General features: G+C 62.4%; 10 protein-coding genes. 4 read left to right on the top strand and 6 right to left on the bottom strand.

The window, feature by feature from the left end; all coding sequences use genetic code 11:
• Nucleotides 1-10: 10 nt before the first annotated feature.
• The 5 genes from BQ7471_RS04025 to BQ7471_RS04005 all read right to left on the bottom strand — a co-directional run bounded on the left by BQ7471_RS04025 (nt 11) and on the right by BQ7471_RS04005 (nt 5,721).
• Nucleotides 11-1,159 (bottom strand): branched-chain amino acid aminotransferase, encoded by a 1,149-nt coding sequence (locus BQ7471_RS04025; protein WP_076464466.1) that lies wholly within the window; start codon nt 1,157-1,159, stop codon nt 11-13.
• A gap of 103 nt (nt 1,160-1,262) precedes the next feature.
• Complete coding sequence (locus BQ7471_RS04020; RefSeq protein ID WP_076466126.1) at nt 1,263-2,321, bottom strand: 3-isopropylmalate dehydrogenase; 1,059 nt, start codon at nt 2,319-2,321, stop codon at nt 1,263-1,265.
• 119 nt (nt 2,322-2,440) lie between these two features.
• Nucleotides 2,441-3,466 carry a ketol-acid reductoisomerase gene (gene ilvC, locus BQ7471_RS04015; protein WP_076464464.1) on the bottom strand — a complete coding sequence of 342 codons (1,026 nt, stop codon included), beginning with the start codon at nt 3,464-3,466 and terminating at the stop codon, nt 2,441-2,443.
• 2 nt (nt 3,467-3,468) lie between these two features.
• A complete protein-coding gene (gene ilvN, locus BQ7471_RS04010; RefSeq protein ID WP_076464463.1) occupies nt 3,469-3,981 on the bottom strand; it encodes an acetolactate synthase small subunit in 513 nt (170 codons plus the stop codon).
• A 3-nt stretch (nt 3,982-3,984) separates the two neighbouring features.
• Entirely contained in the window at nt 3,985-5,721 is a 1,737-nt protein-coding gene (locus BQ7471_RS04005; protein ID WP_235821309.1) for an acetolactate synthase large subunit, read from the bottom strand.
• Nucleotides 5,722-6,119: 398 nt separating this feature from the next.
• Between BQ7471_RS04005 and BQ7471_RS04000 the strand changes: the two genes are divergently transcribed.
• The 4 genes from BQ7471_RS04000 to BQ7471_RS03985 all read left to right on the top strand — a co-directional run bounded on the left by BQ7471_RS04000 (nt 6,120) and on the right by BQ7471_RS03985 (nt 12,251).
• The gene (locus tag BQ7471_RS04000; RefSeq protein ID WP_076464460.1) at nt 6,120-7,715 is read left to right on the top strand and encodes an aspartate:alanine exchanger family transporter; all 1,596 of its coding nucleotides are present in this window, start codon (nt 6,120-6,122) and stop codon (nt 7,713-7,715) included.
• Between the two features lie 403 nt (nt 7,716-8,118).
• Nucleotides 8,119-10,785, top strand: coding sequence for an exo-alpha-sialidase (locus BQ7471_RS03995; RefSeq protein WP_076464458.1), 2,667 nt, complete (start codon nt 8,119-8,121; stop codon nt 10,783-10,785).
• A gap of 87 nt (nt 10,786-10,872) precedes the next feature.
• Entirely contained in the window at nt 10,873-11,508 is a 636-nt protein-coding gene (locus BQ7471_RS03990) for an alternate-type signal peptide domain-containing protein (RefSeq protein WP_076464457.1), read from the top strand.
• 17 nt (nt 11,509-11,525) lie between these two features.
• Nucleotides 11,526-12,251 (top strand): signal peptidase I, encoded by a 726-nt coding sequence (locus BQ7471_RS03985; protein WP_159438511.1) that lies wholly within the window; start codon nt 11,526-11,528, stop codon nt 12,249-12,251.
• Here BQ7471_RS03985 and BQ7471_RS03980 read toward each other — a convergent pair whose 3' ends face one another.
• Entirely contained in the window at nt 12,252-12,719 is a 468-nt protein-coding gene (locus BQ7471_RS03980) for a DUF6591 domain-containing protein (protein ID WP_076464455.1), read from the bottom strand.
• Nucleotides 12,720-12,956: the final 237 nt, after the last annotated feature.

The raw sequence follows: 12,956 nt of genomic DNA, 5'->3' as shown, positions 1-12,956 counted from the left end.
GAACGGCGATTCAGCACAGGCGGTACGTCCATCCGAAGGGATCGTCCGCCCTGCCCATCTGAATGTCGGTGAGGTCCTTGTGGATGCGCCGTGTTGTCTCCCCCACCGGCAGTTCCACATCGAAATCGTCATTCGCCAAGCGGGTGATCGGCGTGACGACTGCAGCGGTGCCGCAGGCGAAGACCTCCGTGACCCTGCCCGAGCGGATGTCGGCGACGAGATCATCGAGGGCGATCCGTTCCTCGCGCACCTCGGTGCCCTGAGCGCGCAGCATCGTGCAGATCGCTGAGCGTGTGCTGCCTTCGAGGATGACTCCGCTGAGTTCGGGAGTGTGCACAGTGCCGTCGGCCATGACGACGAACATATTCATGCCGCCGAGCTCTTCGAGGTACTTCTCCTCGTATGTGTCGAGGAAGCACACCTGGCTGAATCCCCTCTCAGCGGCCTGCATCTGCGGCATGAGGGATGCGGCGTAGTTGCCGCCGCACTTGGCCTCGCCCGTTCCGCCGGGGCCCGCACGATGATAGCCCTTGACGACCCAGATGGACACGCCCGTGAATCCGGAGGCGAAGTAGGGGCCGGACGGGGAGCCGATGACGTAATAGTCGACGACGCCTGCGGGGTGGACGCCAACGAACTCTTCGGAGGCGAACATGAAGGGGCGCAGGTACAGGCTCGTCCCATCCCCCTCGGGGACCCACTTCGCATCGGCGCGCACATAGTCGACGAGAGAGGCGACGAAGTCTTCACGGGGGAGCTGTGGAAGCGCCAAGCGGCGCGCAGAGTGGTTGAGTCGCGCGGCGTTGTATCCGGGGCGGAACGTCCAAATGGAGCCGTCCTCGTGACGGTAGGCCTTGATGCCCTCGAAGACCGACTGGGAGTAGTGCAGCACGGCCGCACCCGGCACGAGGCCGAGGGGGCCGTAGGAGATGACTCCGCGGTCGTGCCACCCCTCATCCTTCGACCAGCGCATATGCGCCATATGATCGGTGAACTGCCTACCAAAGGACAACTCCCCCATGATCTTCTCGTAGCGCTCTCGGGGCGCCGGGGAGGGGTTGGGGGTCAGCGGGAAGCGACCGGCGAGGTCGTCGGCGATGGCGATCGGCTGATCTCCCAGGGATTCAAGTTCGGTTGGGTTATGAAGCTGCGATGCCATCCGATCCTCCTTGTGGTCGTTCGTCTCTTGACAGGATAGGACCCTCAACAGCGCCTGCCGCCCCGGTTCCGTCATGTGACCGGGGCGGTAGACATTTCGGGCGTCAGGCGAGAGCGGCGACGATGGCGTCCCCGATCTGCGATGTCGAACGCGCGAGGGGTTCGCCCGCTGCGGCTGCGGCGGCGCGGGCGGCCATGTCCGCCTCAATGGCGGCCTCGACGCGCTCAGCGAGCTGCGGGTGCCCGAGGTGGTTGAGAAGCAGCACCACGGAGGCGATCGTCGCAGTCGGATCCGCGATGCCCTGCCCGGCGATATCCGGCGCGGAGCCGTGGACGGGTTCGAACATGGAGGGGAAGTCCCCGTCGGGGTTGATGTTGCCCGAGGCGGACAATCCAATGCCCCCGGTGATGGCACCCGCCTCATCGGTGAGGATGTCGCCGAAAAGATTATCCGTGACAATGACGTCGAAACGGCGGGGGTCGGTCACCAGGTAGATAGTCGCGGCGTCGACATGGCAGTAGTCGACGCGAATGTCGGGGTACTGGGCTCCGATCGCTTCGACCGTGCGCCGCCACAGATGCCCGGCATTGACGAGGACATTGTGCTTGTGGACGAGGGTGAGGTGCTTCGCGGGGCGCGAGTCGGCGAGTGCGAAGGCATAGCGCACGACCCTTTCCACACCGAATGCGGTGTTGACGCTGACCTCGGTGGCGATCTCATGAGGGGTGCCCACGCGCACCGCTCCCCCATTGCCGCAGTACAGGCCCTCTGTCCCTTCGCGCACGACGATGAAGTCGATGCCCTCGGGGTCGGCGAGGGGGCTGGGAACTCCCCCGTAGTGTTTCGACGGGCGCAGGTTGACGTAGTGGTCGAGTGCGAAGCGCAGCCTGAGCAGCAGACCGCGCTCGAGGACGCCCGAGGGGACGGACGGGTCGCCGACGGCTCCGAGCAGGATCGCGTCGTGTCCCTTGATCGCGTCGAGATCCTCATCGGTGAGGGTGTCGCCGGTGCGGTGCCAGCGCTCGGCGCCGAGGTCGTAGTCGGTGGTCTTAAGGGTGATGTCGGTTCCCTCGAGGACGGCGGCGAGGACTTTGAGGCCCTCGGGCACGACCTCCGTTCCGATTCCATCACCGGGGATGACTGCAAGATCAAGTGTCGTCATGGCCTCATTGTCTTCCCCCGCCACACCGTCGAGGAAGTCCGTCCACGGGGTGGTCTGCACGTCCGGCAAACGGGCGCCCCGCCCTCTTGCTGGGGGCGGGGCCGAGCGCTAAAGAGGGTTCAGCGGGCTGCGGAGCCGTCCGTGTAGTCGGCGTCGACGGAGGTCCAACCGAAGGCTGCGCGCAGCTTCTGACCGGTGGTCTCGATCGGATGCGCCTCGTTCTCGGCGCGCAGCGCCTTGAATTCGAGGCCCCCATTGTCCTGGTCGGCAATGAAGCGGCGGGCGAAGGAGCCGTCCTGGATGTCCGCGAGAACCTCCTTCATTGCTTCTTTGACCTGCGGGCCGATGACGCGCGGACCGGAGACGTAGTCCCCGTATTCTGCGGTGTCGGAGCATGACCAGCGCTGCTTGGTCAGGCCGCCCTCGTTGATGAGGTCGACGATGAGTTTGAGTTCGTGACAGACCTCGAAGTAGGCCATTTCCGGCATGTAGCCGGCCTCGGTGAGGGTCTCGAAGCCGTACTGGATGAGCTTCGAGACGCCGCCGCACAAGACGGCCTGCTCGCCGAAGAGATCTGTCTCGGTCTCCTCGGTGAAGGTCGTCTCGATGACGCCGGCGCGGGTCGCGCCGATGCCCTTCGCGTAGGACAGGGCGAGGTCGAGAGCCTTGCCCGAGGCGTCCTGTTCGACGCAGACGAGGGCGGGGACGCCCTTGCCCTCGAGGTACTGGCGGCGAACCGTGTGGCCGGGGCCCTTGGGGGCGACCATGCAGATGTCGTGGCCCGCCTCGGGAGTGATGTAGCCGTAGCGGATGTTGAAGCCGTGGGAGAAGAACAGTGCGGCGTCGGGCTTGAGGTTCGGGGCGATCTGCTCGGAGTAGACGTAGCGCTGCACTTGGTCGGGGACCAGGATCATGACGACGTCGCCGTCCTTGACTGCCTCGGGAACGTCCTTCACGGTCAGTCCGGCAGATTCTGCCTTCTCCCAAGAGGAGGAACCCGGGCGCAGACCGACGACCACATTCACACCCGAGTCCTTGAGGTTGAGCGCGTGAGCGTGCCCCTGTGATCCGTAGCCGATGATGGCAACGGTTGTGGACTGGATGAGCGACAGATCCGCACCGTCGTCATAGATGATCTCTGCCATTGTCATTTCTCCTTCAGTTGATCCGTGATCGAGCGGGATCCGCGGCCAATCGCCACGGCGCCCGATTGGACGATTTCAGTGACACCATAGGGCTCGAGGGCGCGCAGGAGCGCTTCGAGTTTGGATAGTGAACCGATCGACTCGATGACGACCGATTCGGGCTGGACGTCGACCACGTGAGCGCGGAACAGGTCGACGACCTGGAGGACTGAGGTGCGCCGAGTGTTATCGGCGCGAACCTTGAGCAGCAGCAGACGCCGCTCCACGGAGTCGTCGCGGTCGAGCTCGACCACTTTGAGGACGTTGATGAGCTTGTTGAGCTGCTTAGTGACCTGTTCGAAGGGCTGATCATCCGCCTCGACGATGATCGTCATGCGCGAGACTTCGGCGTGCTCGGTCTCACCCACCGCGAGCGACTTGATGTTGAATGCGCGGCGCGCGAAGAGGGCTGAGACCCGGGTGAGGACGCCGGGCTTGTTCTCCACGAGCACCGAGAGTGTGTGCATCTGTCCCATGTGTCAGTCCTCCACATCCCAATCGGGCGCCATGCCCTTGGCATAGCGGATTTCGTCATTGGACACGCCCGCGGCGACCATCGGCCACACCATCGCGTCCTTGGAGACCCTGAAGTCGATAAGGACGGGCCGATCGTTGACCGACATCGCCCATTCAATCGCCTCGTCGATCTCGTCTGCGGATCTTACAGTCCGCGCCGCCATTCCATAGGCTTTGGCGAGCATTTCAAAGTTCGGGATCTGATCGCCATCGACGGGGTTGAGCGTCGTATTCGAGTAGCGCTTATGGTAGAAGAGCGACTGCCACTGGCGCACCATGCCGAGCACCGAATTGTTGATGAGGCAGACCTTGATCGGAATGCCGTTGATGGCACAGGTCGCGAGCTCCTGGTTCGTCATTTGGAAGGAGCCGTCGCCGTCGATCGCCCATACCACGGTGTCGGGTCTGCCGACTTGCGCCCCCATGGCGGCAGGGATGCAGTACCCCATCGTGCCGAGCCCTGAGGAGGAGATGAAATGGCGGGGCGACTCATAGTCGATGAACTGCGCCGCCCACATCTGATGCTGGCCGACGCCGGTGACGTACACGGCCTCGGGGCCCACGATGTCGGACAGGCGCGTCAGGACGTGCTGAGGAGCCATGAGCCCGTCCTCGGAGGGCGACCATCCCATCGGGTAACGCTCCTTGAGGCGATTGATGTAGCGCCACCATCCTGAGATGTCGGAACGGCCGACGTCCGCCTGCACGTCCTCGATCTCTGAGACGAGGGCGCTGAGCGCGGTGGCGAGGTCGCCGACGATCGGAATGTCTGCGACACGGTTCTTGGAGATCTCCGCCGCGTCGATGTCGATGTGAACGACCTTGGCACGAGGAGCGAAGGAATCAAGTTTGCCGGTGACGCGGTCATCGAAGCGCGCGCCGAGGGCGACGATGAGGTCGGCGCGTTGGAGGGCGCCGACGGCTGCGACGGTGCCGTGCATTCCGGGCATGCCGAGATTGTGAGGATCGGAGTCGGGAAAGGCGCCTCGGGCCGTCAGGGTCGTGACGACGGGAGCGTCGGTGAATTCGACGAGGGTTGCGAGATCCTTCGAGGATCCGGATCGGATGACGCCGCCCCCGACGTAGAGGACGGGCGCTTGGGCCCCGTTGATGACCTCTGCCGCCGCGCGGACCTGACGCTTATGGGGCTTCCCGGCGACCCTGTAGCCGGGAAGGTCGATTGCCGGGGGCCACGAGAATTCCATGGTCGCGGTCTGCGCGGACCTGGTGATGTCGACGAGGACGGGACCGGGGCGTCCGGTCGAGGCGATCTGGAAGGCCTCGGCCAAACGCGAGGGGATCTCGTTGGCATCGGTGACGAGGAAAGCATGCTTGGTCAGCGGCATGGAGGCGCCGACGATATCCGCTTCCTGGAAGGCGTCAGTGCCGATGAGGGAGGCGCCCACCTGGCCGGAGATAACGACGAGGGGCACTGAGTCCATATTAGCGTCGGCGAGTGCTGTCAGGGTGTTAGTCGCGCCGGGCCCCGAGGTGACGATCGCACAGCCGGTCTTTCCGGTTGCGAGGGCGTAGCCCTCAGCCGCGTGTCCGGCTCCCTGTTCGTGGCGCACGAGGATGAAGTTGAGCTTCGAGTCCATCAGCGGGTCGAAAGTCGGCAGAATCGTTCCGCCGGGCATGCCAAAGATATCTGTCACACCGAGTGCCTCAAGGCTGGCGACGATCGCCTCGGCTCCGGTCATTGTCTGGGTATCAGGAGTGTCTGTCACCGCATCGTCCTCTCAATCGGGGTGGGTGGATCCCAACAAAAAATCCCCATCCGCATTCGCGTAGGGGAATAGGCGTGCGATCCATCCGTGTTCACGCGGCAGGATTCGCACGCCCGGGTACGAGGACGAGGGCGCGAATACCAACCAGGTGAATGTTGAGCACGTGTCCAACGGTAGGCCGCATCCTGGTGCCGATACTTGACGTCTCACACTCCGGACCCGCTGCGGGTGGGGCGCGGATCGAGCAGCGGCGTGTGTCCCATCAGACTCGCTCATGTGGGACGATCGGCTGGCCCGTGACCGAGGGTTTCCTGAGATACTGAGCGGGTCTGTATTCACTACGCATGTCTTGTTTGGGAGTCTGAAAAACTGTGGCAACAGTGTTCGCATTACTGGCAGAACAACCAGTGCTCTTCCTCTTCCTCCTCATCGGCGTCGGCATGGCGTTCGGCCATATCAAGGTCAAGGGAATCGGCCTCGGTGCTGCGGCGGTGTTGTTCTTCGCTATCGGCCTCGCCGCATGGGCTCAGTCGTACGGCATCGAACTGCGGGTCACCCCGCAGTTGGGCACCCTCGGGCTGACACTCTTCACTTTCGCAATCGGCATCAACTCCGGCGCCTCCTTCTTCCACAACCTCAAGACGGCGATCGGTCCGATCCTGACGGTCATCGTCATTTACATTGCCGCGGCTGCCGTGGGACTCGGCGTCGGCAAGGCCCTCGGTATGGACATCGCCCTCATCTCGGGAACCTTCGCGGGCGCTGTCACCAACACTCCGGCGCTCGCAGCTGCGGGCGACGCCTCGGGGCAACTGGACCGCGCAACCGTCGGATACTCGATCGCCTACCTCTTCGGCGTCATCGGCATGCTCGCAGCGTCGATGGCCGCCCTCGCGTATGGCAAGAACGATCGGGACGCGCCCTCGCCGCTTGCGAATCGGACGATCCGCGTTGAGCGCGACGACCACCCCTTCGTTGGCGACATCTACGACAAGCTCGGTTCGAAGGTGACATTCTCGCGCCTGCGCCGCGGAGAGACCGGGCCGATCACCCGCCCCTCCATGTCGGACACCCTCGATGCTGGAGACCTCGTCACCGTCGTCGGTCCGCGTGAGCTCGTCGCCCGCGCTGCCACCGAACTCGGTCACGCATCGTCGCATTCCCTCATGCAGGACCGCTCCTACCTCGACTTCCGCCGCGTCACCGTGTCGGATCCCAAGGTTGCGGGGCGCACGGTTGCAGATCTCAATCTCGCCAAGCAGTTCTCCGCGACGATCTCGCGCGTGCGCCGCGGCGATGTCGACATGATCGCTGAACCGGGCCTAGTGCTTCAGCAGGGGGACCGCGTTCGCGTTGTCGCCCCGACGTCGAAAATGACGGCGATTACGAAGTTCTTCGGCGACTCGGCGCGCGGTCTGTCGGACCTCAACCCAGTCGCGCTCGGCATCGGCATGGCCCTGGGCATTGCGCTGGGCGAATTGCCCATCCCCATGCCCGGCGGCGACACCTTCTCTATCGGCGCCGCAGCGGGCACCCTCATCGTGGGACTCGTCTTCGGCCGCATCGGCCGCATCGGGCCGGTCGTCACATCATTGCCATTCACCGCGTGCCAGGTGATGGCTGAGCTCGGTCTTCTCGTGTTCCTCGCACAGGCGGGGGCAAAGGCGGGCGGACAGATCGCTGAGGCCTTCACCTCGGGTGAGTGGATCAACATCTTCATCCTCGGCTTTATCATCACGACGATCATCGCAGTTGGCGTGTACACGACGATGCGGTGGATTTTCAAGATGGGCGGCACTCAGCTGTCCGGCATGATCGGGGGCGTCCAGACTCAGCCGGCCGTCCTCGCGTTCGCCAACGGCCGTACGAATGCGGATCCGCGAGTGTCTCTCGGATACGCGCTCATCTACCCGGTGGCCATGATCGGCAAGATCCTGGTCGCCCAGGTTCTCGGCGGCATGGGCTGATCATTCAACGCTTAAGGGGCCCGGTGCCGATGCACCGGGCCCCCTCGCATACACTCCCGCCCTCGTTCATTCGTTAGTGCCGTGTTCGGGGCGGAATGCACTCCGGGATCTCTCTGCTTCCTCAGCGGCGGCCTCATCCGATCGTGGAGATCGCCACAGAACTCAGGGTTTACCCTGAGATAGCAGATTATTTTAAATTTTTTATTCTCCTGATCATTGCTTATTTCCTAGCATTATTCGGACAATTTTCAATTTTCAGCCAACCCTGAATTATTCTCAGGGTTACTCACAAACTATTCCCCTTCTCGACATATTGACGATACGGTGTCAGTCGTCAGACAAATGTCGTCTGACAAATTCAATGGGAGCAGCGACGCTTCCCGTCCCGGATACAGGAGCATCTATGAGTACGACGACCTCCTCTCGCGCTCACCGACTATCAGCCCTCATGGCAGTCGGCGCCCTGGCCTTCACGGGCCTTACCACCACCGCACCGTCCGCTTTCGCCATCGGCAGCGACGCGAATCTCAACGTCGAGATCACCCTCGACCCTGATGCGAATCCCAAAGACGTCTACGACGTTGGCGATACCATCGGCTTCCTTCTCAGCGTGACAAACACCGCCGATGAGACGCGCTCCGTGACCGTCACGAAGTCGAACCTCGACAACTACGCAGGCTGCAAATGGTCGAAAATCGATGCGGGCCAGACGAAGACCGACTGCAAGGCCAGCGTCCCCAAACGATTCATCACCCATGTGGTGACCAAGGACGACATCGCAGCGGGATCCTTCACCCCCACCGTGGAGCTCATGACGCAGGCCCCCGGATACCAGGGTGAGGCGCTGGGCACGACCGGAACCATTTCCGGACAGGCGGTCCCCGTAAAAGCCACCCGCTTCTGGGGCGAAGAACTGATCCAGACGAGCGAGGCACAGGCCGCGTATACAGAGGGTGACATCGTCACCTACAGCGCTACCTTCGGCGGCGTATCCGACGACAAGACCTACCAGGTGCTCAAGTCGACCTTCGATGGTGCACCGACCTGTGAGAAGACTGCCCCGTCGACTCTCACCTGCGCCAACCTCACACATGAGATCACCGGGGAAGACGTACAATCACAGCTGTGGCTCCCGCAGATCACAGTCGGTGAATACAACGGCGCGGATCTCAATCACGAAGAAACTCTGAACGCCGAAGCACTGACGGTCACAGCCGACTACCCCTCGGCCGAGCCCTCATCGCCCCTCGACGCGAATGCGGATCTGGTCGGCGATATGAGCGAGCGCACCGAACTCATCCACCAGCAGGGCACCGACTACTACCGGATCCCCGCGATCACCGTCGCCCCCAATGGCGACATCCTTGCCTCTTTCGATGAGCGCCCCCGTGTCCGCACCTGCTGGGACGGAAGCCTCAGCGGCCGCGATGACTCGCCGAACCCGAACTCCATCGTGCAGCGCCGATCCACTGACGGCGGCAAGACCTGGGGTCCGAAGACGTACATCCATCGGGGTGTCCCCTCTCTCGACTGCCAGAAGCAGGAGGGCTACTCAGACCCCTCGTACATCGTGGACAACACGACTGGAACGATCTTCAACTTCCATGTGAAGAGCTTCATCGTCGGGCTTCCGAATGCGAAGAGCTTCGGCAACAGCGCCGATGATCGGAACGTCGTTCAGGTCGAGGTCTCGAAGTCGCTCGATAATGGCTACACCTGGACGCATCAGGTCATCACCAATGTCGTCAACCCCCACCAGAGTGACCGGTGGCGCTTCGCCGCATCCGGCCAGGGCATCCAGACCACTCGCGGCGCCCATCCGGGCCGACTTATTCAGCAGTTCACCGTCGATGAGGGCTGGTGGAACCAGCGCGCAGTGTCCGTCTACTCCGACGATCATGGCGACACGTGGCACCGCGGTCAGCCGATCGGAAACCGTATGGATGAAAACAAGGTCGTCGAGCTCTCCGACGGCACACTCATGTTGAACTCTCGTGACAAGGAGCGCTCCGGTAAACGCATCGTTGCACTCTCGCACGATGCCGGAGAAACCTGGACGTCCGAACACTTCGACCCAACGCTCGTCGATTCGCGCAATAATGCTCAAATCATTCGAGCCTTCCCGAATGCGCAGCCCTCGGATCCGCGCTCCAAAGTCCTCCTCTTCTCGAATGCTCAAGGCGCGAGTTGGGACCAGTGGGATCGACACAACGGCACGATCTGGATGTCCTGCGATGACGGCCAAACCTGGCCGTTCAAGAAGATCTTCCGCGAGGAGAACACCAGCTACTCCACCATCGCCGTCCAGCCCGATGGACAGATCGGCCTACTCTCCGAAGACAATCGGCAATCTCTGGGCATCTATTACCGCCACTTCCCGATCGGCTGGATCGGCGGCGTGTGCACCGCGCTCAGTGCTCCCGCAGTCACCGCTGAGGCAGGCACGAAGAACATCCCCGTCACCATCGACGTCGATAACTTCGTCGCGCCCGGCGCCAAGGGCGGAACTCTCGCCCTCTCCGACCTGCCCGCAGGATGGAGCGCCGACGAGGTCGAGGTCGCAGACGTGGCGGAAGGAACTGCAAGCGCAACCATCACCCTGCGCGTTCCCAAGGAGGCCCCGGCGAACGAGTACGCCATGAAGGCGAGGTTCATCGCAGACAGCGGATCGACCTCGACGACTGTGACGGTCACCCTCACCGAGCCGGAGAAGCCCCTTTACGTCACCAAGTCCGAGGGCAAGAAGTACACGACGATCCTATGGGGAGACTGGAACGGCGATGGACACGCGACCTTCGCAGTCCGCATGCGAGCACGAGTCGTCGCCTACAAGGAGAACGGCCGCCTCGCGACGCCGACAGCGGGAATCCAGGTCGGCCGTGCTACTGATGCGGTGTACGTTGGCGACTGGGACGGCAATGGGACCGACTCCATCGCCCTCGTCCGCGGGACGACCGCTGAACTCTACGAGTCCATGGAATCCACCGCATTTACGCGGATCAGCGTCCCCACCGGGAAGCTGAAGGTCGAGCGCCAGGGCGACAAGGACGTCCTTGTCGCCGGCGAGTAATCCGTGATGCGGTGGGCGCATGACACCGTTGTGCGCCCACCGCACCCGCCCCTGTCACACACACGTCTACTGATGAAGGACACCACCATGTCTCACTCCACCCGCTCCCTCCTCGCCCTCGGCGCAGCCATCGCACTCCTGGCCGGCTCAGGAGCAACCTTCGCCCGCTGGTATGACGAAGCCGCCCTCGACGGCGGAACCATCACTACGGGAACCCTCGCCATCGAAAAGATCGGCAGCCCCTCATGGATGATCAACACGCCGGACTCGGATCATAATGGTGATGCGACCGTTCCCTTCGACCCCTCGACTGAGAAGATCGTTCCCGGCGATGTCGTCACCTACACCTCCGAAGTGCGCCTCAACCTCCAGGGAAAGAATCTCACGGCGACCCTTGCGGTACTCCCCGAAGGACTCGACACCTCCATCCCCGGTATTACAGTAAGCCCCCGGATCGACTGCGGCGGCGCGAATTACGCGAACCTCACCGAGAAGGACAACGGCAAGATCTGTACGGTCAGCGCAACGCTCACCTACGAGATGGGCGCTGACAATGAGACCTCTGCACTGCCCGAGTTGCGGGGCGACTCGACGAAGGCACCGCACGAGGGCGGGGGATGGGCGAAGGCCCCCGCCGAGCAGGCGCAGGCGATCTCCATCTCCGACTTCACAGTCATTCTGGAGCAGCAACTGCGCCCCGAGAACACTCCCTTCGCAGGCTGATCCGTCCGAACCAGTCGATGCACATCGTTCTCACGAGGCTCGAAGGACGGTCCGCTTCACTCACTGAGGCGGGCCGTCCTCCGACGCATTCACACGTCCCGACTCCGGCGTCGGTCGGTACTGAGGACGTCACACACGTGGGCGGGCGCCTCCCTGCTGTTGTGAAGCGCTGTGGTCGACTCCTGTGGTCGATTGCGGCCCCGATGCTCATCGGGGCACTCACTGTATTCGCGATCCTCGTCAGCGTGATCCCCGCCGTCATGGGGTGGGTTCCGTTGACCATCTTGACCGGGTCGATGGCCCCATCGATGCCGTCGGGATCCTTGGTCGTGGTCTCTCCGCTCAACGAGGCTGAGGCGCAGAGCCTGTCTCCCGGAACTGTCATCACCTATATGCCGAATCCCGACGACGACACTCTGGTCACCCATCGCATTCTTTCTCGCAGCATCGATTCATCCGGCGAAGTCGCCTATTCGATGAAGGGAGATGCCAATGCCTCTCTTGATGCGAGCCCCGTGCGTCCCAAGCAGATCCGGGGCATTCGACGCTATTGGATTCCCTTTGCGGGCCATCTCACCACTGCACTGACGCCGCAAGTGAAAGCACTCGTGCGAATGCCTCTCGCAACGTGCTTGGTCGCGTATGCGCTGTGGCACGCTGGCCTCGCCATTCGCGAGCGTCGGCATCTACGCCGAACGTTGCAGACGAACACCAATGCCACGACGTCTCACGCGGCGAGGTGATCAGCCAGCGTTGCCCAGTGTCGCTTCGGAAATATTCTGAGCGGCTGTAGCGGCCTTTTCCGTGCACCGCGCCATCACTTCGGTGTACATAGCGAGTTCTTCAGCACTCAGCTGTTTGTTCTTCAATTCCTCCGCTTCGGTGGTGAGCTCGCTGGCCTTCTTCTGCATGTCAATAGCCTCTTGCGCCATTGCCATAATGTTACCGCTAGACTTGTACCTTTCACTGAAAGCGAGGTACTCGTCAATATAAGACTCATAGGACTCGAGGAACTGGGCGATGTCACTCTGCTCGCTTGTCTTGTTGGAGGACTCCGTACTCTTGGTATCAGTTGCGGCAGTCTCCTGACTCTGAATCTCTCCAACAGGAGTAGCGGTCTCTTTGGCATTCTGCTCGCCAGTCTGGCCGCACGCTGCAAGCGTGAGTGCGAGTGCACTAGTTCCGAGAATGACGCTGATCTTCTTCCACACGGCGAATGTCCTCCCTGCATTGGTTACTGAGTAAATACTCCGATAGCAGGAGAAACGTTACCCCCCGAAACGCTGTCAAGCCGACTGGGTGAGAGCACAATACGTCAACATATCCGTCGGAGATGGGGTCCGGATATCTTGCGAATGTCTATATGTGTGGGTGTTGTATTTGTTGCTTCCTGCTTGTGGGTTTTGTGGGGGTGTTTGGGGTAGGGGTGTGGGGGTGGTGGTGATGGT

The sequence above is a fragment of the Actinomyces mediterranea genome (assembly GCF_900155595.1).
Classification (GTDB): domain Bacteria; phylum Actinomycetota; class Actinomycetes; order Actinomycetales; family Actinomycetaceae; genus Pauljensenia; species Pauljensenia mediterranea.
Note: the sequence above shows the minus strand (reverse complement) of the source record. Positions and strands in the feature narration are given on the sequence as shown.